Source organism: Bradyrhizobium frederickii, from assembly GCF_004570865.1.
Taxonomy (GTDB): domain Bacteria; phylum Pseudomonadota; class Alphaproteobacteria; order Rhizobiales; family Xanthobacteraceae; genus Bradyrhizobium; species Bradyrhizobium frederickii.
The window spans coordinates 485,871-507,471 of record NZ_SPQS01000001.1 but is presented as its reverse complement, the minus strand read 5'-3'; the positions used below and the strand labels follow the sequence as shown (position 1 = coordinate 507,471).

Annotated in this window: 15 protein-coding genes; 9 read left to right on the top strand and 6 right to left on the bottom strand. The window is 64.2% G+C overall.

Going from position 1 to position 21,601, the window contains the following annotated elements:
• Positions 1-13: 13 nt before the first annotated feature.
• The 7 genes from E4K64_RS02345 to E4K64_RS02315 all read left to right on the top strand — a co-directional run bounded on the left by E4K64_RS02345 (position 14) and on the right by E4K64_RS02315 (position 11,100).
• Positions 14-835 carry an SDR family oxidoreductase gene (locus E4K64_RS02345; protein WP_135161970.1) on the top strand — a complete coding sequence of 274 codons (822 nt, stop codon included), beginning with the start codon at positions 14-16 and terminating at the stop codon, positions 833-835.
• 11 nt (positions 836-846) lie between these two features.
• Entirely contained in the window at positions 847-2,361 is a 1,515-nt protein-coding gene (locus E4K64_RS02340) for a lipopolysaccharide biosynthesis protein (protein ID WP_135161969.1), read from the top strand.
• Between the two features lie 68 nt (positions 2,362-2,429).
• Positions 2,430-3,818, top strand: a complete 1,389-nt coding sequence (locus tag E4K64_RS02335) for a surface carbohydrate biosynthesis protein (RefSeq protein WP_167771760.1) — start codon at positions 2,430-2,432, stop codon at positions 3,816-3,818.
• Positions 3,819-3,822: 4 nt separating this feature from the next.
• A complete protein-coding gene (locus E4K64_RS02330; RefSeq protein ID WP_135161968.1) occupies positions 3,823-5,226 on the top strand; it encodes a capsular polysaccharide export protein, LipB/KpsS family in 1,404 nt (467 codons plus the stop codon).
• Between the two features lie 11 nt (positions 5,227-5,237).
• Positions 5,238-5,987 carry a glycosyltransferase family 2 protein gene (locus tag E4K64_RS02325; protein ID WP_135161967.1) on the top strand — a complete coding sequence of 250 codons (750 nt, stop codon included), beginning with the start codon at positions 5,238-5,240 and terminating at the stop codon, positions 5,985-5,987.
• A gap of 164 nt (positions 5,988-6,151) precedes the next feature.
• Positions 6,152-7,114, top strand: a complete 963-nt coding sequence (locus tag E4K64_RS02320; protein ID WP_135161966.1) for a UDP-glucuronic acid decarboxylase family protein — start codon at positions 6,152-6,154, stop codon at positions 7,112-7,114.
• A gap of 557 nt (positions 7,115-7,671) precedes the next feature.
• A complete protein-coding gene (locus E4K64_RS02315) occupies positions 7,672-11,100 on the top strand; it encodes an autotransporter domain-containing protein (protein ID WP_135161965.1) in 3,429 nt (1,142 codons plus the stop codon).
• Positions 11,101-11,187: 87 nt separating this feature from the next.
• Here E4K64_RS02315 and E4K64_RS02310 read toward each other — a convergent pair whose 3' ends face one another.
• Positions 11,188-14,508, bottom strand: coding sequence for a M10 family metallopeptidase C-terminal domain-containing protein (locus E4K64_RS02310; protein ID WP_135161964.1), 3,321 nt, complete (start codon positions 14,506-14,508; stop codon positions 11,188-11,190).
• A gap of 291 nt (positions 14,509-14,799) precedes the next feature.
• Here E4K64_RS02310 and E4K64_RS02305 point away from each other — a divergent pair, with 291 nt between their 5' ends.
• The gene (locus E4K64_RS02305) at positions 14,800-15,012 is read left to right on the top strand and encodes a hypothetical protein (RefSeq protein WP_347338619.1); all 213 of its coding nucleotides are present in this window, start codon (positions 14,800-14,802) and stop codon (positions 15,010-15,012) included.
• A 119-nt stretch (positions 15,013-15,131) separates the two neighbouring features.
• Positions 15,132-16,325 (top strand): CaiB/BaiF CoA transferase family protein, encoded by a 1,194-nt coding sequence (locus tag E4K64_RS02300; protein ID WP_167771759.1) that lies wholly within the window; start codon positions 15,132-15,134, stop codon positions 16,323-16,325.
• Between the two features lie 66 nt (positions 16,326-16,391).
• Here E4K64_RS02300 and E4K64_RS02295 read toward each other — a convergent pair whose 3' ends face one another.
• The 5 genes from E4K64_RS02295 to E4K64_RS02275 form a co-directional block, all read right to left on the bottom strand.
• Positions 16,392-17,264, bottom strand: coding sequence for an outer membrane protein (locus E4K64_RS02295; protein ID WP_135161961.1), 873 nt, complete (start codon positions 17,262-17,264; stop codon positions 16,392-16,394).
• 173 nt (positions 17,265-17,437) lie between these two features.
• On the bottom strand, positions 17,438-18,940 hold the full coding sequence (locus tag E4K64_RS02290) for a tripartite tricarboxylate transporter permease (RefSeq protein WP_135161960.1): 1,503 nt from the start codon (positions 18,938-18,940) through the stop codon (positions 17,438-17,440).
• Positions 18,941-18,951: 11 nt separating this feature from the next.
• Entirely contained in the window at positions 18,952-19,494 is a 543-nt protein-coding gene (locus tag E4K64_RS02285) for a tripartite tricarboxylate transporter TctB family protein (protein WP_135161959.1), read from the bottom strand.
• A gap of 162 nt (positions 19,495-19,656) precedes the next feature.
• A complete protein-coding gene (locus E4K64_RS02280; protein ID WP_135161958.1) occupies positions 19,657-20,610 on the bottom strand; it encodes a Bug family tripartite tricarboxylate transporter substrate binding protein in 954 nt (317 codons plus the stop codon).
• Positions 20,611-20,785: 175 nt separating this feature from the next.
• Positions 20,786-21,583 (bottom strand): enoyl-CoA hydratase/isomerase family protein, encoded by a 798-nt coding sequence (locus E4K64_RS02275; RefSeq protein ID WP_135161957.1) that lies wholly within the window; start codon positions 21,581-21,583, stop codon positions 20,786-20,788.
• Positions 21,584-21,601: the final 18 nt, after the last annotated feature.

The window sequence follows — 21,601 nt, the reverse complement described above, 5'->3', positions numbered from 1 at the left end:
GGAGGCCCAAGCGATGACCACGAGCTTCAAGGCTCTGTTCGATCTGACCGGCCGCACGGCCGTCGTCACCGGCGGATGCGGCATCCTCGGCCGTCGCTTCGCCGAAGGCCTCGCCGAGTTCGGCGCCAATGTCGCGATCGTCGATCTCGATCAGGCTGCGACCGATGCGGCGGCCACCGACGTCACATCACGCCACGCCGTCCGCGCCAGGGGCTATGGCTGCGACATCACCGAGCCCAGTTCCGTCCGCACCACGGCCGATGCGATCGAGGCCGACCTCGGGCCAGTCTCGATCCTGCTCAACAACGCCGCCAGCAAGACCCGCGACGTCGATGCCTTCTTTGCGCCCGTCGAGAAATTTTCCCAGGACACCTGGCGCGAGATCATGGCGGTCAACCTGGACGGCATGTTCAACGTCGCGCAGGTGTTCGGCGGCCGGATGGCCGAGCGCGGATATGGCGCCATCGTGCAGACCGCCTCGATCTATGGCCTGATGGCGCCCGACCAGCGCATCTACGAAGGCTCCGAATATCTCGGCCGCGCCATCAACACGCCCGCGGTCTACACGGCCTCCAAGGCCGGCGTCATCGGCCTGACGAAGCACTTGGCGACCTACTGGGCGGCGAAAGGCGTTCGGGTCAATACCCTCACCCCCGGCGGGGTGGAGAGCGGCCAGAACGAGACCTTCAAGGCGCGCTATGGCGCCCGTATCCCGCTCGGCCGCATGGCGCGCGCGGACGAGATGGTGGGGACCATGCTGTTCCTGGTGTCGGATGCCGCGTCCTACGTGACCGGCCAAAACATCGCCGTCGATGGCGGACTGAGCGCGTGGTGAGCCGGCCGGGCATGCTCAGACAGCTGATCCGCAACACGTTGATATCCAGCGCGGCCTTCGGGATCTCGGCGGTGCTCGGCCTCGTCGTTATACCTGTCATCATCCGCACCTGGGGCGTGACCGAGTTCGGCCTGATCGTGCTGGCCCGTATCCTGCTGCCGAGCGGCATGATGGGACTGCTCGATCTGGGCCTCTCCGAGGTCACGACGCAAGCAGTCGCGCGGGCGCGGGAGCATCGCAATTGGCGGATCGCCGGCCAGCAGCTGGCGCTTCTGACCGTGATCGCGGGCTGCCTCGCAGGACTTGTCGCGGCCGCCATCTGGATCAGTGCGCCTTACCTGACCATCGCACTCCGTGTCGATACCGCTCACGCCGACAGGTTCTCGGATATTTTGCGCTACACCGCACTTGCCAACCTGGTGTTGATCCCGGCGCTGGTCTGGGAAGGCATTGTCAAGGGCTTTGAGCGCTACAACGTCCTGCGGCTCGCGGAGGTGAGCTCAACGATAGCCTACGTCGCCTGCACGATCTGGGCCGCCAATGCCGCGGCTTCGTTCGAGCTGGTCGCCTATATTTACCTCGCCAGCACCTTAATGCGCGCATGTCTGGTGTTCGTCGCTGCCTTCGTCGCCGTCGTGCGCAAAGTCAGACTTGCTATGTGGGACGCGCCGATCCGGCGCGAGCTCATTCACCGATGCGCGCTGTTCGCGCAGGGGAAGCTGACGGGCGGATTGGCGCTGCCGGTTCAACCCTTCCTGGTCGGCCTCTTGTTCGGGCCCAAGGGTGTCGGGGTGTACGACACCTTGGTCAGGCTGCCTCGGGTATCCAAGGTCGTCGTTGGTCTGCTGACATCGGCCCTGCTACCGGTGGCAAGCCGCCTCGACGAGCGCGGCAACGCTGCGGCGTTCCAGCGCCTCGGCGAATTTGGGCTGATCATCCTGCCGATGTTCACGGTTCCGCCGCTGGTGGCGGCCGCCGTGCTATCCCGCGAGATCATGCAGGCATGGATCGGCCCACAGATGGCTCCCTACGCCTTCTGGATGGGCTTGAGCTTCCTGGTCCCGATCTGCGCTCAGTACCTCGCCTTCGGCAACGTCATGTTCTTGACCCGAACAGACGTGCAGTCGCGTCTGAACCGGCTCATGATCTATCAATTGGCGGTGTGGACCGCAGTCGCGCTTGCGACGCTGCACCTGTTCGATGAACGAGCGTTGATCCTTGGCCAAGTAGTGGGGAACGCCGTCATTCTACCGTTGCAGATCCGGGCCGTGAGCCGCGGGTTGCAGCTTGACTCCTACCGCCTCCTGAGAGCACTTCTCGCCCAGGCCGTCATTCTGGTGGTCCTGGGCCTGTTGCTGCTCAAGCTTGCAGACCATTTGGCAATCCACAGCCTCTGGGGACTCGGGCTTGCGATCACCTCGTTCTGCGCGGTGAGCTGGGCCATCCAGTATTTTCTCGTTCTGGAAGACCGCCAGCGGGCGATCTTCGCGGAACTTGGCCAGCGTTTCGGCTGGGCGTCGACCTAGCTCGCAATGTACACCAGTATGTTCAGGAGATCGATGAACACCTTGATCGACACCAGGAGACACGAACGGTGCGCATAGGCCTGGTGGTCGATCACCCCAAGCGTGACCTGCCGGGGGCAGTCATGCTCGGTTATCAGCTCGCCCGGCGCGGCGCCGCCGTCGCGCTGGTGCCGATGTACGAGCAGGCCGTCGATGTCCCGCGACTTGGGCTGGACGCACTGGTCGTCAACTACGCACGTCCCGTCAATCTCGACCTGATGCGCAGCTTTGCCAGAACTGGCCTGGCGTTGTACGTGCTCGATACCGAAGGCGGCGTGCTGGCAGAAAAAGGCGGCAACTCGCCGCCGGCGATGGCCGCCCACATCAAAAGCAGCGGCTACGCCGACATATTGGCAGGCTATTTCTTCTGGGGTAGCCGGCTGCACGACGCCTTCCTCGCGGCCGGAACCATGAAGCCGGAGCAGCTTCATCTCACCGGGTGTCCGCGCTTCGATTTCGCTGCCCCGCGCTGGCGCGCGCTGCTCGACGGCGAGCCGCGAGGCTATCTGCTCGTCAACGCCAACTTTCCGCTGGTCAATTCGCGCTTCACCGGCAAGCCGGGCGGCGAGCGCGAGGCCATGGTGCGGGCCGGTTGGGACGGCGCCTACGTCGATCGCTTCATCGCGGACCTGAAGCAGGTCTTCGCCAACTATCTCGTCGAGATCGACCGGCTCGCCGCCGCGCGGCCCGACCGCAACATTCTCGTGCGTCCACACCCCTTCGAGAGCGAGGACGTCTATCGCAATGCGCTCTCGCGCCACGCCAACGTCCTGATCGACGGCACCGGCAGCGTGCTCGACCGCATCCGCAATGCAGCCGCGGTCATCCATCTCAACTGCGGGACGGCCGTCGAATCGGTATTGCTCGGAAAGCTTCCGCTCCAGCTCGAATATTTGAACACCCCGACCACGGCAGGCCACGCCGCGTTGCCCGCGCGTGTCAGCCGTCAGGTCGCCTCGTTCGAAGAGCTGCTCGGCGCGATCGATCACATCGAGCGCGAGACTGAGACCTTCGATTTCGCCCGCGTTCACGCCGCCGATATCGAGGCCTTCTTCCATCTCAACGACGGAAAAGCCGCCGAACGCGTCGCCGATGTTCTGATTGGCACAACGAGCTCGCACCGGCCTTACGTCTCGCTGCTTGCCACAGTGAAGGGAACGCGTGCCAAGCCGAGCCTTGGTCAGATCGTCAAGGGCGCCGCCAGCGCCGCGCTCGGCTCGGCGGTCACCGAGCGGCTACGCAGCCAGTTCAATCCGGCCCGGCGCGACAAACGGATCGCGCCGCCCTTCGTCCAGTCCCTACTCCAGCGCATCGCCGCTCACGATCAGGCCAGTCCGTCTCGATTTACGGCAAAACGCGCGCATTGCGCGACGACGGGCTTGCCGCTCGCGAGCATTGCGATCGAACACGCCAAATAGAGCCATGGCAACATCTGCAAAGACCATTCTCATCACCACGCTCGCCGAATACCAGACCCGGTTCTGGATTCCGGTCGCACAGCGATTGCGCGCGGCAGGCCATGACGTCGAGTTGCTTGCCTTCGACGATCGCAGCGCGGAGATGTCGGCTGCGGAGGGCGTTCCGGTCACGAATATGTATCGCGAGGGCCTCAAGGCCGGCCCCTCACCCGACGATCGCGGCGCGTTCGACGCGCGCGTCGCATCCTACGGGCTCGACGGGACCAATTTCCTGTTCAGCCACGAGCGCTTCACCTTCGGCATCCGCGACACTGCCGCGCTGCGTCGGCGCTTCATGATCTATGGCAACGCGATGGAGACGGTGCTCGACCGGCTGGAGCGGCAAGGCAAGCGCGCCGAGCTGGTGCAGGAGCTGGGCGGCTTTCTCTCGGTGCTCGCGAGCTTCTATGCCGCCAAGCGCCGCAACATTCGCAACTGGTTCATCGAGCCTTCGTTCTTTCGCGGCCGCATGTACTTCACGCCCGACACGCTCGGTGCACCCGACGTGATGCCGGCGCCGGCGGACGCCGTGTCTTCGGAGGTGCGCGCCTATCTGGACGACACGCTGACGCAGCGCGCGATCGTCATCCCCAAGAAGGACCAGCATCATTATTCGGCGGCCTTCAAGAAGGTCGTGAACCTGCGCAACGCCCGCCGTCTCAGCGAAAAGCTGTGGGACCAGTTCGCACTCGGCAAGCACCAGGAGTTCGGGCACAATCTGCGTCACGCCCGCGTGCACGCCGCGATGGCGCTCAACGCGACACGGCTGCGCAAGCTCTACAAGCCAATGCCCGAGGCGCCCTTCGTCTACTATCCGTTCCACGTCCCGGCCGACATGGCGCTGACGCTGCGCTCGCCAGACTATCTCGACCAGGTCGCGACCGTCGACTTCCTGCTGCGGACGATCCCGGACTCGCATGTGCTGGTGGTGAAGGAGCATCCCGCTCAGATCGGCGCGATCTCTGCCGACCGCCTGTTCGAGCTGGCGCGCCGGTTCGACAATTTCGTGCTGCTGCCGCCGCAGACCAACAATTACACCGTGCTCAATCGTGCCGATGCGGTCATCTCCGTCAACAGCAAGTCGGGTGCCGAAGCGCTGTTGCTCGGCAAGCCGGTCGTGGTGATGGGCGATGCGTTCTACCGCTCTTGTCCGCTGGTATATGCGGTCGATCGTCTGGCCGACGTACCTGCCCGGCTGCGCGAGGCGCTCTCCGCCGGGTCTTTCGATCCGGCCAAAGGCGCACCCTATTTCGAGTCTGCCTGGCGCCGGTCTTATCCGGGCGAGCTCTATATCAGCGATCCCAAGCTGCTCGACACGTTTGCGGCCTCCTTGCGCGCGGCAATCGCCGAGCCGGCCCGCGTGAACTGAACGGACCCACCATGCCGCTCGTCTCGATCATCACACCGTCCTGGAACGTCGAAGGCCTGATCGAGGAGACGATCCGCTCGGTGCAGCGCCAGACATTCGCCGATTGGGAGCTCTTGATCGCCGACGACTGCTCGACCGACAAGACGCCTGCGATCATCGCCGCCATCGGCGAGCGCGATCCGCGCGTCAAGCTGATCCGCCAGGCCAGGAATGGCGGCCCGGCGCTGGCGCGCCAGGCGTCGATCGACGCCGCGCAAGGCCGCTATCTCGCCTTTCTCGACAGCGACGATCTGTGGCTGCCCGAGAAGCTGGAGCGGCAGCTTGCCTTCGCCCAGGAGAAGCAGGCCGCGCTCAGCTACACCGCCTTCCGCCGCATCAACGAGACCAGCACGATCACCGGACGGCTGATCGAGGTCCCGGCCTCGCTCACCTACGACCAGCTCCTGAAGAACACCGCGATCGCGACGCTGACGGCGATGGTCGACCGCGAGATCGCCGGCCCCATCGCGATGAAGAACGAGGGCTATGACGATTTCTGCCTGTGGCTCTCGATCCTCAAGCGTGGCCACACCGCCTACGGCCTCAACGAGGATCTGGCGCGCTACCGCGTCAGGGGCTCCTCGGTCTCCAGCCGCCCGGTGCGCTCGGCCAAATGGGTCTGGCAGATCTACCGCAATGTCGAGCACCTCTCCCTGGTCCGATCGGCCTGGTGCTTCGGCCATTGGGGGGCACGGGCCTGGTTGAAGCGGCGGGAGTTCTAGGCTGATCGCCGGGCGACCGGCGCGCCCGCCACAAAAACTGTGAAAACAACCCCATGCACAGTAGAGGTGTTTAGATACCTCGATCCAAGGCATTTGGCTATTGGCGAGTCCGGCCGTTGCCGATACCACTCAGCCGCTCCCTTGCGAACAATCTGGAACCGATCATGCCGTTTGAAAACTACAAGAACAGCCGCATCCTTGTGACCGGGGGAGCCGGGTTCATCGGATCCCACCTCTGCGAGCGACTGCTCGAAACCGGGGCCGAGGTGGTGTCCGCGGACAATTATTTCACGGGCAGCCGGCGCAATATCGCCCATCTGATCGCAAATCCGCTGTTCGAGGCGGTCCGGCACGACGTCACCTTCCCGCTCTATATCGAGGTCGACGCGATCTTCAACCTGGCCTGCCCGGCCTCGCCGATCCACTACCAGCGCGACCCCGTGCAGACCACCAAGACCTCGGTGCACGGCGCCATCAACATGCTGGGGCTCGCCAAGCGGCTCAAGGCGCGCATCTTCCAGGCCTCGACCAGCGAGGTCTATGGCGACCCGCTGATCCATCCGCAGACCGAGGATTACTGGGGCAACGTCAATCCGATCGGCATCCGCTCCTGCTACGACGAGGGCAAGCGCTGCGCCGAGACCCTGTTCTTCGACTATTGGCGCCAGCATGGCCTGCCGATCAAGGTCGCGCGCATCTTCAACACCTATGGCCCGCGCATGCAGCCAAATGACGGCCGCGTGGTGTCGTCCTTCATTGTCCAGGCTCTCAAGGGCGAGCCGATCACCGTGTTCGGCGACGGCGGACAGACCCGCTCGTTCTGCTATGTCGACGACCTCGTCGAGGCCATCATGCGGTTGATGGCGACTGCGGAAGAGGTCACCGGCCCGATCAATATCGGCAACAATTCCGAGTTCACGATCCGCGAGCTCGCCGAGAAGGTCATCAAGCTCACGGGCTCGCGTTCCAAGCTGGTGTTCAAGCCGCTGCCGCAGGACGATCCGCGCCAGCGCCAGCCCGACCTTGCCAAGGCCAAGGCGGTTCTGAACTGGGAGCCGAAGGTCGCGCTCGAGGACGGGCTGAAGGAGACGATCGCCTACTTCAAGCACACGCTCGACATCGCCTGAGCTGCTGCGGATGTCCGCAGCGAGCTTCCGGAAATGGGCGCGCCGCGCGGCATGTTCAGCGATTTACGCGCCCGGCTGGACCGGAACGCGGTGCTGACGGCTTTGGGCCGCTACACAGCGCCGCCACCGGCCTGTCGCTGAGGTGATCTTCGGCAGGGCCGTCGGCTACGGACCGGAGGTGGGCTGCGGTTCACCGCTGATCTTGCGACCGTCACTTTGTGCCGGCCCCTCCCGGGCCGACTTGCGGGCGCGGCCGCGCCCCCCAACGACAGTGGCCCTCCCTGCCCCAACTGGCCCGATCCGTGGCGTCATCAACCCACCGTCCGCCACCGAACGGGCTCGGGCATTCCGGCCTGCCCCGTTGCAATGCATGAATATGTTGCCCGGTAGCCACGACGGCTGAAAATGCAAGGCGAAACAGGCCGGAAACGAGCGCAAATGGATCGCCATTCATTGCAGGTCGTTGCGGCGCCATGGGAACATGGCGTGGGTATCGGGCCAATACACGCATAGGCTGCATATTCCCGATGATTTCTTTGTTGATTTGAGAAGAGCTGATGGCCGGACCGACAAAGGCAGGTGGACGGATCGGATACGGGCTGCGATCCATCGTGCGCCATTCCCTGGCGACACTCCTCGCCACCACCGGGCTCGGCGTCGTCACTGCGCATGCCGTGGACGGCACCTGGAGCGGCGGCTCCTCGGACTGGACCAATCCGGCCAACTGGTCGTCCAACCCCAGCGTGCCCGACGGGACCGCGACCTTCGCCAACACTGGCAGCACGGCGGTCGACAACAACAACGGCGGCGTCAGCATCGGCACCATCCGCTTCGCGAACACCTCGCAGGCCTACACGTTCACGATCGGCAACCCGTTCGTCGTCAACGCAACGGGCATCATCAACAACGACACGGTCAATACCCAGAACTTCGAGGTCACCTCCGGCAACAATCTGGTGTTCCAGAACAGCAGCACCGCGAGCGGCGGCGCCGGAATCGTGATCATCACGAACGATGTCGGCGGCAACGTCAGATTCATTCAGAGCAGCACGGCCGGAACGGCAAGTCTCGCCAACAGCGGCATCGTCACGTTCGAGGATTCGGCCTCTGCCGGCAGCGCCACGATCACCACCGACAACGGCGCCACGACGAACTTCACCGGCACTGCAACCGGCGCCAGCGCCAAAATCATCACCAATGCAGGCGGCACCTTCGATATCTCGGGCCTGACCAGCGGTGGAATGACGGCCGGATCGATCGAAGGCGCCGGCAATTATGTGCTCGGTGCCAACACGCTCACGACCGGCAGCGTCAACACCTCGACCCAGGTCGACGGCATCATCTCCGGCACCGGCGGCCTAACCAAGGTCGGCACGGGCACGCTGACGCTGGCCGGCACGAACACCTACACCGGCGCCACGACGATCTCGGCCGGAACGCTGGCGATCTCCGGCTTCGGCAGCATCTCGTCATCCAGCGTCGTCACGGTGGACGCGACACTCGACATCTCGGCGTCGGCCGTTCCGTTCAACGCAATCACGACGCTTGCCGGCAGCGCTTCCGGCGTCGTCAACATGGGCGGCAACGGGCTGGTGATCACCAACGGTTCGACCGAGTTTGCAGGCACGATCCAGGGCACCGGCGGGCTCGAGATCTTCGGTGGAACGCAGACCCTGTCCGGCGTGAATACCTACTCGAATGCGACCCAGATCGATGCCGGCGCCACGTTGGCACTGAAGGGGGCGGGCTCGATCGCAAACTCGGCGTTCGTCTCGTTCAGCGCGGCGAATGCCACGCTCGACATCTCGCAGACGACCTCCGGCACGTCGATCCGCGGCCTTGGTTCGCCGGGCGGCAGCGGCATCGTCGCGCTGGGATCGAAGACGCTGACGATCACGTCCGGCAGCACGTTCGGCGGCGTGATCCAGGACGGCGGCATTGCCGGCGGCAGCGGTGGCAGCGTCGTCATCGCCGGTGGTGCCGTTCAGGCGCTCGGAGGCGTCAATACCTATACCGGGACGACCACGATCCAGGCCCTCGGCGAGCTGGACCTCGTCACCTCCGGGGGCACCGATGGCAGCATTGCGACCTCGAGCAACGTGATCGCCAACGGCGTCTTCGACATCACGGCCTTGAGCACCGGCACTGCGATCAAATCGCTCTCGGGCGCGGGCACCGTCAATCTCGGCGCCAACACGCTGACGATCACGAGCGGCAGCGGCACTTTTGCCGGCGTCATCGACGACGGCGGCGCCGGCGGCGGACTCACGCTCACCGGCGGCACGCAGACGCTGACCGGCATCAATACCTATACCGGCGCCACCAATGTGAATGGCGGCACGCTGGTGGTGGACGGCACGCTTCTAAACAGCCCGACCACCGTCAATGCGGGAGGCACGCTCGCCGGCAGCGGCACGATCGCGGGCGTCGCGGTCAACGGTGGTACGCTGGCGCCCGGCAGCACGACAAGCCCGTTCGGCCCAATGACAATCAGCGGATCACTGACCTTTACCGCCGCCTCGACCTATCTGGTGCAGGTCTCCTCGGCCAACGCCAGCCTCGCCCAGGTCACGGGCGCAGCCGGTCTCGGCGGCGCGGCGGTGAGCGTCAACTTCACATCGGGTACGGTCAAGAAGCAGTATACGATCCTGACAGCGGCCGGCACCCTGGCCGGCAGCACCTTCAACCCGAACGTCGCCTCCAACGTGCCGACGCTCAACGGGACGCTGAGCTACGACCCCAATAACGTGTTCCTCAACGTCAACGTCAATTTCGCGCAAGGTGGCGGACTCAACGTCAACCAACAGAACGTCGCGAACACACTGACCAACTTCTTCAACGGCACCGGCAGTATTCCCTTGGCCTTCGCGGCACTGTCGCCGGCGGGGCTGACCACCGCCTCGGGCGAGCTCGGCACCGGTATCATCCAGGCGGCGATCAATGCCGACGGCCAGTTCCTCAACCTGATGCTCGACCCGACCGTCGTCGGACGCAGCGGTGGCTTCGCCAGGGCGGGCAGCGTCGCACAGTTCGCCGAAAGCAATGAGGCAGCCACCTACGCCGCGATGCGGCCGGCCACCGCGCGCGAGCGCGAGGCCTATGCAATGGCCACCAAGGCGCCGCTCCTTTCCTCGGGCCCAAGCAGCCGCTGGAGCGTCTGGGCCGCCGGCTATGGCGGTTCGGCCGAAGTCGGTGGCAACGCAGCGGTCGGCTCGCAGGATCTAACGGCGCGGGTCTGGGGCGGTGCCGCCGGCGCGGATTACAGGATCTCGGTGGACACGCTGGTCGGCTTTGCGCTCGGCGGCGGCGGCCTGAATTACTCGCTCGCCAACGCGATGGGCTCGGGCTCGGCCGACCTGTTCCAGGCCGGCGTCTACGGTCGGCACAATTTCGGGCCGGCCTACGTCTCGGCTGCGCTCGCCTATGGCTGGCACGACGTCACGACCAACCGCACCGTGGCGCCCGGCGGCTTCGATCAGCTCCAGGGCCGTTTCAAGGCCGACACATTCTCGGCCCGCTTCGAGGGCGGCTATCGCTTCGCGACGCCGCTGGTCGGCATCACGCCCTACGCTGCCGCGCAGGTGACGAATTTCAATCTTCCCAATTACTCCGAGGTCAGCCTCAACGGCGGCGGGCTGTTCGGGCTGAACTATGCTTCGCAATCGCTGACCGATACCCGCTCTGAGCTTGGCCTGCGCACCGACAGATCCTACGCCATGCAGAACGGCGTGCTGACGCTGCGCGGCCGCGCCGCCTGGGCGCACGATTACAATCCGAGCCGCGCAATCACCGCGCTGTTCCAGACCCTGCCCGGCACCAGCTTCGTGGTGAACGGCGCTCAAGTCGATGCCGATTCCGCACTCGTGAGCGGCAGCGCCGAGATGAAATGGCTGAGCGGCTTCTCGATCGCCGCCACCTTCGACGGCGAGTTCTCAAGCAACGTCACCAGCTATTCCGGTAAGGGCGTGTTCAAGTACGCTTGGTGAGCTGCGAAGCCGAGGCGCGCGGCAGCCGTCTTTGAAATCGCGCCGGACAGCCGCCTACACTTGCGTCGATCAACACGACCCACGCCGTCAGCTCAGCAGGAAACCGTGTTCCTGCTGGTTGTGAAGAAAATCGGCCAGAATGTCGCCTACAGCCGTGTCTGGGCTTCCCGATTGTTGCGCCCACAGCTCTGACGCTGTCTGCACAATTGCAGGCGCAGGCATGGCGTCCGGCAACTCGAACGAGGTGGTCCCGCCCTGGGTGAAATTGAAGGCAAAGCCTTCGCCGAACATATTGAGCCCGGCAGTCGCGGGCGGCGCTGCGCCCACGGCGCCATCGCCATTGAGATCCTGCTGCAGCGTCGGCTCGAGCGCCTTCAGGGACGGATCGGTCCCGAGCACTTCGGGAGCCGCGGCAAGCGTCGTCACGAAATTGCCGCTGCTGTCGGTGCTCCAGACGGAATAATGTCCGTTCGCCGAATTCTTCCAGACCACGTCGTAGCCGCCGCCCGAGACCTGCTCTGCGGCAATGACCGACCATGTGGTGTAATTGGCCGTGTTCACCACAGAGCCTGCATATTTCAGCGTAGGCCCGGTGCCGGTCGAGATGTTGTCCAGATAGTAGTTGCCACCGGACACGACCACACTGGTCGATCCGATTGCCTCGATCGTCAAAGGCGGGGCCACCGGCACCCCAATCGTCCCGTCGCCGTTGAGATCCTGCTGCAGCGTCGGCTCAAGCGCCTTCAGGGACGGATCGGTCCCTAGCACTTCGGGAGCCGAAGCAAGCGTCGTCACGAAATTGCCGCCGCTGTCGGTGCTCCAGACGGAATAATGTCCGTTCGCCGAATTCTTCCAGACCACGTCGTAGCCGCCGCCCGAGACCTGCTCTGCGGCAATGACCGACCATGTGGTGTAATTGGCCGTGTTCACCACAGAGCCTGCATATTTCAGCGTAGGCCCGGTGCCGGTCGAGATGTTGTCCAGATAGTAGTTGCCACCGGACACGACCACACTGGTCGATCCGATTGCCTCGATCGTCAAAGGCGGGGCCACCGGCACCCCAATCGTCCCATCGCCGTTGAGATCCTGCTGCAGCGTCGGCTCCAATGCCTTCAGAGAGGAATCGGTCCCCAGCACTTCGGGGGCCGCCGCAAGTGTCGTCACGAAATTGCCGCTGCTGTCAGTGCTCCAGACCGAATAATGTCCGTTCGCCGAATTCTTCCAGACCACGTCGTAGCCGCCGCCCGAGACCTGCTCGGCGGCAATGACCGACCAGGTGGTGTAATTGGCCGTGTTCACCGCAGAGCCTGCATATTTCAGCGTAGGTCCGGTGCCGGTGGAGATGTTGTCCAGATAGTAGTTACCGCCCGACAGCACGACGCTGGTCGATCCGATTGCCTCGATCGTCGCAGGAGGGGCAACCGGCACCCCAATCGTGCCGTCGCCGTTGAGATCCTGTTGCAGCGTCGGCTCCAGCGCTTTCAGAGAGGGATCGGTCCCCAGCACTTCGGGGGCTGCCGCAAGCGTCTTGACGAAATTGCCGCTGCTGTCGGTGCTCCACACCGAGTAATGCCCGTTCGACGAATCCTTCCAGACCACGTCGTAGCCGCCGCCCGACACCTGCTCGGCGGCAATGACCGACCATGTGGTGTAATTGGCCGTGTTCACCACAGAGCCTGCGTATTTCAGCGCAGGTCCGATGCCGGTGGAGATGTTGTCCAGATAGTAGTTACCGCCCGACTGGACCACGCTGGTCGATCCCAGCGCCTCGATCGTGACGACGTTGAGGCCAATCGTCCCGTCGCCGTTGAGATCCTGCTGGAGGGTCGGCTCCAACGCCTTCAGAGAGGGATCGGACCCCAGCACTTCCGGGGCCGCCGCAAGTGTCATGACGAAATTGCCGCTGCTGTTCGTGCTCCAGACCGAGTAATGCCCGGTCGACGAATCCTTCCAGACCACGTCGTAACCGCCGCCCGACACCTGCTCCGCGGCAATGACCGACCAGGTGGTGTAATTGGCCGTGTTCACCGCAGAGCCTGCATATTTCAGCGTAGGTCCGGTGCCGGTCGAGATGTTGTTCAGGTAATAGTTGCCGCCCGACTGGACCACGCTGGTCGATCCGAGCGTCTCGATCACGGTCGTCACCAGAGTGGAGCTGGCGACCGCGACGCCGGCAAACTGGAAATATTCGACCCCGGTGACGGTATCGGTGCCGTCAGGCGAACCGCTGCGCAGGTCGACCAGGGTGAAGGTCTGCGTCGTGGTGTTGTACGTAATCGTGTAATTGGCCTGGCCGCCTGAGTACACCGCGGTGTCGGTGCCGGCGCCGCCGGTGATGGTGTCGTTGCCCGCCCCGCCCGTGATCGTGTCGTTGCCGCCGCCGCCGTTCAGCGAATTGGCGATGGCGTTGCCGATGATGGTGTCGGTGCCGGATCCGCCGATGGCGTTGTCGATGTAGGAGCGTGCGTCGCCGTTGTAGAGATAGGCGTTGTAGACGTTGCCCGAGGCGTAATGGCCGTCACCGAGATACGCCAGTTGCACGGAGGAGAATACCGACGAAGCGCCGGGATTGAGGTTGATGCTCAGGTTCGTCGTGTAGTTCGACAGGTCGTAGGTATCGACGCCGCCGCCGTCCCAGACCGTCTCGTAGATGCGGTTGGCCGAGCCGCCGACCCCGCCGCCCGGCGCGAGCTGCCCGACGCCGTTGATGGATTGCTGCCCGGTGGTCGGATTCCAGGTGTAGACGGTGTTGCTGCTCTGGGTCGTGTAGTCCGCGCCGTACATCGTCTGGAGCGCGAGGATATCGTTCGCCATGTAGGTCTGCGAATATCCGTACGCTTCGTTGGTGTAGCCGGACGTCGTTGAACCACCGACATAGCTGCGATAGCTCATGACGGTGTATTCGCTGCTGTCATGCGCGCCCGGCACCGCGACGTTGGCGGGGCCGCCGGCCTCCTGGCTGTGCTTGAGGCCGAGGGCATGGCCGAGCTCGTGCAGCGCGGTCGTGAAGTAATAATTGCCGAGCTTGGCCAGCGAGAAATTGTATTGGGTGCCGAACCAGATGTCGCCGCCGGGCGCATAATTGACGGGATAGTAGGCGTAAGCAGTCGGATTGGCCGCCGGCGACTGCGCGATCATGATGTCGGCGCCGTTGGTGCCCGCGTACTGGATATTGGCGTTGGTGTAACCGAGGATCAGCCCGATCGCGTAGTTGATCGCCGCCTGGATCTGGGTGGGCGCCGAGGCAAAGCCCGACGTGGTCGGCTCGCCGTCGCCGTAATAGGGATTGGGATAGTCGCTCGATGCGTCAGGAAAGCTATAGGTGATCGTGCCGGTCCATTTGTAACCGGACAGCAGGCCGTCGATCTCGGCGTTGTTGGTGGCACTGACATTGACGGCGGTGGCCAATTGACTCTCCAGAGCAACGCATTGGGCGTGATTCGCGGCGAAGGCGTATGATTCTAGCCTGAGAGTTAAACGTTTGGTTTAAATGGGGCAGTGGCGTCCGTGCCCCTTCGATAAGAGTATGTTAGCCATCAAGACCCGTAGTCAAACGGGCCGCTAAAAAAGAATCTCGGTTCCCGGAACACCCGCAATTTGCAGGGTCTCATGACACGACCTCGATTCCAAGCTCGTCTGTTTGGCGCCCTGCTCGCGCTCGCCGGACTGAGCCATCAACCCTTCGGAGGACTGCCTGTCATGGTGGAGAAGGCCAAGGCCGACGACAAGGGCAAGGCGGTGCGCGCGCCCGTCATGCCGATGGCCCGCGACCCCGCTGTTGCGGTGACAGAGGAATACGAAGCCGCGCACCGGAAGGGAACGCGGGAAGCCCTTGAACTCTTCATCGCACGCCACCCCGACGATCCCCTGGCCGCGCAGGCGCGCGTCGAGCTGAAGCGTCTGTCGCGCTGACCTTACAGGCACCGCATCAGGCATGGCATTTCGGCAGGCGGGATCGGCGTCGGGCCGGACTTGTGGCGTGATCTTTCGGCACTATGGTAGGCCCGCAATCTGTCCCGGAGCCTTTCAAGATGCCCTTTCCGCATGCCTCGGAAGCCCTGTCGCGCTTCACCGTGCTCGATCTGACCCGCGTCCGTTCCGGGCCGACCTGCGTGCGGCAACTGGCGGACTGGGGCGCGAATGTCGTCAAGATCGACGCGTTGACCGAGGACAGCGGCGGCGAGCAGCCGGGCGGCCCCCGCCAAGGTTCCGACTTCCAGAATCTGCACCGCAACAAGCGGGCCATGACGCTGAACCTGAAGGACGAGCGCGGGCTCGCCGTGTTCAAGCGCCTCGCCGCCAAGGCCGATGTCGTGGTCGAGAATTTCCGGCCCGACGTGAAGAAGAAGCTCGGCATCGACTATGACAGCCTCGCCAAGATCAATCCGCGCATCGTCTATGGCAGCATCTCCGGCTTTGGCCAGGACGGCCCCTATCACAAGCGGCCCGGCTTCGATCAGATCGCGCAAGGCATGGGCGGGCTGATGTCGATCACCGGGGCGCCGGGCCAAGGCCCGATGCGGGTCGGCATTCCCGTCGCCGACCTGACGGCCGGCCTGTTTTGCGCCATGGGCATCCTCACCGCGCTGCTCGAGCGCGAGGTGTCCGGCAAGGGTCAGTGGGTGCAGACCTCGCTGCTGCAGGCCCAGATCTTCATGCTCGACTTCCAGGCCGCGCGCTGGCTGATGGAGAAGGAGGTTGCCAAGCAGGCCGGCAACAACCACCCGACCAGCATCCCGACCGGCGTGTTCAAGACCTCGGACGGGTACATCAACATCGCCACGACCGGTGGACGGATTTGGGAGCGCTGCGCGCAGGCGATCGGCGCACCGGAGCTCTATGCCCATCCCGACTATGCGACAGCCCCTGCCCGTTCCAGGAACCGCGACGCGCTCAACGCCGAGATCGAGAAGCGCACCGTGACGAAGTCGACCGAGACCTGGGTCCGCGAGCTCAACGAGGCCGGCGTGCCCTGCGGGCCGATCTATGCCATCGACCAGATGTTCGAGGACGCCCAGGTCAAGCATCTCGGCATCGCCCAGGACGTGCCGAACGAGGAGGGCCGCCAGATCCGCCTGGTCGGCCAGCCCGTGACGCTGTCGCGGACGCCGAGCAAGATGGTGGCGCGGCCGCCGGAATTCGGCGAGCAGACCGACGAGGTCTTGAAGGAATTCGGCCTCAGTGCGGACGAGATTGCCAGGCTCAGGGACGCGAAGGTGGTGTGAGCTAGGCCGGAAACGACAATGCCCGGCAGGATAGCCGGGCATCGAAGGCAGTTCGTGCTGGACAGCTCAGTATTTCGCGACGACGGGCGTCGGCGTGAACGCATAGTTGAAGCCGGCGCGCAGCACGTGATCGTGGAAGCTGACGTCCGCCTGGTTGGCGGTGCCCGCGAAGTAAGTCTTACTGCCGAAATCCATGTAGAGATATTCGAGCTTGGCCGACCAATTCCGGGTGAACTTGCGTTCAACGCCCGCGCCCACCGTCCAGCCGACCCGGGTATCGGTGCTAGTTGCCCCCGCCCCGATTGGTAAGCTGAAACCGCCGAGCGGAGTCGTGCCGCCGAGACCCGGCCCGAAGACCTGGATTCCAAGCGTGGTCGCGGACGAATATTTGAACTCGCCGACGGCGAGACCACCGGTCGCGTACCAGAGAGTCTGCGGATCCGACAGGATACCGACGCGCCCGCGGAACGTCGCGAACCACTGCAGGTCGTAGGAAAGATTTGCGGTGAGCGTCGCGATGGAATTGAAGTCGGTGCCGATCGGCAGGCCGATGATATTCGAGCCGTAACGCGCGCTTGTCGTGGTCACCGTCCGCGACGAACGCTCGCCGGTCGCCTGAATGTCGCCCTCGAGGCCGACGACCCATTTCGGATCGACCTGCCAGTTGTAGCCGAGCTGACCGCCGGCCAGCCAACCGTCGACATTCTGGCCAAACGCGCTGAATTGTGTGGCCGGGAACGGCAGTGCGATCGGCGCGACGGTCGTCTCCGCCCTGCCCCAGCTGTATCCGGCGTTCAATCCGGCATAGAAGCCCGTCCAACTCCAGACCGGATCGACGACGGGCGGGGCCTTCACGTAGGGTTTCGATGCCAGATCGGCGGCCAATGCGCTGCTCGCGACCAGCGATGCCGCCACAATTCCCATCACCACCTGCTTCATTGCAACGCCCCCGTGAAAAACAATAAATCTAGGGGCAGCATAAGCGCAAAGCCCCGCCGAGGCTGTCGCGCAAGAGCAACATTTGGAAACAACTATTGTGCGCCAGCAACAGGACTACGGCGACACAATAACACTAAGATATTGATTGAAATGATTTTTCTTGCGCCGCCGGTTTATCTCGATGCCTTCCAGCCGACACGGCCGAGCAAGCCCTCGATCAGGGGCCAGAACAGCAGCACGATCGCCAGTGTCGTGATCGAACCGACCAGTCCGTTCGACCAGAACACCTTCAGCGTCCCGCCGGAGCCGATCATCGAGAGGCGAAAGGCATCCTCGGCGCGGTTGCCGAGCACGAGGGCCAGGGTGAACGGCGCCAACGGAATGCCGATCTTCTTGAAGACGTAGCCGACGACGCCGAAGCCGAGCATCAGCCAGATGTCGAACATCGCGTTCTGGATCGCGTAGGCGCCGATCGCGCAGGACACCACGATCATCGGCGCCACCGCCGCAAAAGGCACGCGCAGGATCGAGGCGAAGATCGGCACCGTCGTCAACACCAGCACGAGGCCGACGACGTTGCCGAGATACATCGAAGCGATCAGGCCCCAGACGAAGTCCTTGTGCTCGACAAACAGCAGCGGCCCCGGATTGAGCCCCCACACCATCAGCCCGCCGAGCAGGATCGCCGCCGTGCCCGAACCGGGAATGCCGAGCGCCAGCATCGGCAGCAGCGCCGAGGTGCCGGAGGCATGCGCCGCCGTCTCCGGCGCGAACACGCCCTCGATGCGGCCCTTGCCGAAGCTCTCCGGCTCCTTGGCGAAACGCTTGGCAAGGTTGTAGCCCATGAAGGAGGCCGCGATCGCGCCGCCGGGGGTGATGCCAAGCCAGCAGCCGATGAAGGAGGAGCGCAGCAGCGTCACCCAGTATTTCGGCAGGTCCTTCCAGACGCCGAGCACGACGCGCAGCGAAATGCTCGCCGCATGTCCGCGCAGCGCCAGCCGCTCCTCCATCGTCAGCAGGATCTCGCTGATGCCGAACAGGCCGATGACGGCGACCAGGAAGTTGATGCCGCGGAGCAATTCCGGCGAGCCGAAGGTCATGCGCAGATTGCCCGAGACGGTATCCATGCCGATGCCGGCCAGCAGCAGCCCCAGCGACATCGAGATGACCGTCTTGTGCTTGGCCTCGCGTCCCAGTCCGACGAAGGAGCAGAAGGTGAGCAGATATACCGCGAAGAACTCGGGCGGACCGAATTTCAGCGCGAAGGACGAGATCATCGGCGCAAGGAAGGTGATCAGCAGCACCGCGACCAGCGAGCCGATGAAGGAGGAGGTGAACGCCGCGGTCAGCGCCTCCGCGGCCCTGCCCTGCTGCGCCATCGGATAGCCGTCGAAGGTGGTCGCGACGGACCAGGCTTCGCCGGGAATGTTGAACAGGATCGAGGTGATCGCACCGCCGAACAGCGCGCCCCAATAGATGCAGGACAGCATCACGATCGCGGAGGTCGGATCCATCGTGAAGGTGAGCGGCAACAGGATCGCGACGCCGTTGGGACCGCCGAGGCCCGGCAGCACGCCGACGAAGATCCCGAGCACCAGCCCGACCATCATCAGAACGAGCGTCTTCCACGTCAGCAGGACGGCAAAACCGTGAAGCAGGAGTCCGAAAGCTTCCATTGCAGGCCCGCCTAGCGGCCGAAGGCCGCTTCGAGCGGCCCTTTCGGCATGATGACATCGAAGGCGATGTCGAAGGTGACGAACATGATCGCCGTGAACAGGAAGGCCGTGAGCAGCGACTTCCACAGCGCGATCTTGCCGACGAAGCGCATGAAGCCCGCGATCAGGAGGAAGCTCGCGACATAGAGGCCGAGGAACTGCATCACCAGGCAGAACAGCAGCGTCGGCACGAACACCGCCAGCACGCGGCGCGCCTGCGCGTGTGTGACGAAGGTCTCGGCCGCCTTGCGGTGCGCGACCAGCGCCGCGATCAGGCCATAGAGGCTGCCGCCGCCGAGGATGGCCGAGAGGTAGAATGGGAAATAGCCGGGCTCGGGCCCGGTCGAATCCCAGGACGCGCCGGTGCGCCAATTGTCGTAGCCGAGCGTGACGGCCAGCGCGAGCAGCAGGAGGCAGACAACGATCTCGATCGTGCCGGAGGACACGACGGAGGGCGAGTCGTCTTCAGGCGCGGTCGGATCGTCGACGACGATTTCGATATCGGTTTGGGACATGAGGCTCTGATGCAAGTCGAGGAATTGTTCACCTCTCCCCGTTCTTACGGGAAGAGGTCGGCGCGAAGCGCCGGGTGAGAGCCCCCCCACGGGCTCGACTCGCGGAAAGAGCCCCTCACCCAACCCTCTCCCCGTAAGAACGGGGAGAGGGGAAAGACTCGGCTACTTCGCGACGAAACCGGCTTCGGTCATCAGCGACTTGTTGAGCGCGTCGTCCTCCTCGAGGAACTGCACCATGTCCTTGCCGGTGAGGAAGATCGGCTTCAGCGCCTGCTTCTCCATGTACTCCTTGTATTCCGTGGTCTGCGTCACCTTGTGGAAGAGATCGACATAGAACGCCTGCTGCTCGGTCGTCACCTTGCCGGGCAGGAACATCGCGCGCAGCATCAGATATTGCACGTCGACGCCCTCCTCCTTGCAGGTCGGAATGTCGGCCCAGGACTGGGTGTCCGTCACCTTGCTGGTGTAGGAGATGCGCTCCTTGTCGAACACGCAGAGCGGACGCACCTGGCCGGCGCGCCAGACTTCGAGATTTTCGGATGGGTTGTTGACGTTGGCTTCGGTGTGGTTGCCGACCAGCTGGGTCGCGGCCTCGCCGCCCGACTTGTAGGGCAGATAGGAGAACTTCGCGCCGGTCTTCTGCTCGAGGAACACGGTGAGCACGTGGTCCTCGCGCTTGGAGCCGGTCCCGCCCATCTTGAACGGCGCGCTCGCGGCCTTCGCGGCCGCGACGAATTCCTTCACGGACTTGGGGCCAGCGCTGTTGTCCCACAGCACGAACTGGTCGAGCGCGACCACCGAAACCGGGGTCAGCTCACGCCAGTTGAAGGGGATCTTCGCCGAAAGCGGCAGCATGTAGATCAACGAATAGGCGATCAGCACCTTGTTCGGATCGCCCTCGCTGGACTTCATGTACATCAGCGCTTCCGCACCCGAGGCGCCGCCCTTGAGCGAGACGACGATCGGCTGCTTCATCAGATTGTTCTTCTGGATCGCCGCCTGCATCATCCGCGCCATCTGGTCGGAGGCACCGCCCGCGCCTGCCGCCACCACGATCTCGACCGGCTTGGCCGGCTCCCAGCCGGCAACAGCCGGCGCGCTCAACAACAGCGCCATTGCAGCGCCCACGGCTTTCACTGGAATTCGCACGAGTTTCGTCCCCTGAGTTTTTTTGAGTTGTAGCGCGGAAACTTTAATCCCTGCATTGTGCGGACTAATACCGACGAGTTCAAGCAAACCGGCCAGTCGAACCATATGACTTTCGGCTGACGAAGCCGAAAGCGCATGAGACTTACCTGCCCTTCCAGACAGGCGCGCGCTTGTTGAGGAAGGCGTCCATGCCCTCGCGGAAATCTTCGCTCATATAGGCCTTCAGGATCAGGTCCTCGCCCTCTTCGCGCGACAGCGTGCGGCGGATGCGGCGCACGGCTTCCTTGGTCGCCTCCAGCGTGAGCGGCGCGTGGCTGGCAACGAGCTTTGCGGTCTCGTCGGCCCGACGCTGCAGCGTCTCGACGTCGGGCACGACCTCGTTGAGCAGGCCCAGCGCCAGCGCTTCTTGCGCCTCGACGAGGCGCGCCTTGAAGATCAAATCCTTGGTGCGGGCGGGTCCGACCAGCGCGACGACGCGACTGATGTTGGACATGGACAGGCAGTTGCCGAGCGTGCGCGCAATCGGAAAGCCCATTCGCGTCGTCTCGGTGCCGATGCGGAGATCGCAGCAGGCGGCAATGCCGGCGCCACCGCCGGTGCAGGCGCCGGCGATGGCGGCGATCACGGGCACGCGGCACTGCTCGAGCGTACCGAGCACGCGGTCGATGCGGGCCTCGTAGTCGAGCGCGTCCTGCGCGGTCTTGAATGCACGGAACTGGGAGATGTCGGTGCCGGAGGCGAACGCCTTGTCGCCGGCGCCGGTCAGGATCAACGCCTTGATCGAACGGTCGGCGTTGATCTCCAGGCAGATCTCCGCCATGCGGTCATACATGGCGAAGGTCATGGCGTTGCGCGCCTGGGGGCGGTTGAAGGTGATCCGCGCGATGCCGTCCTGGACGGAGTAGAGCAGGTCTTCGTTGGCGGTCGCAGGTAAATTCATCGCGCGCTCACTTCAGTG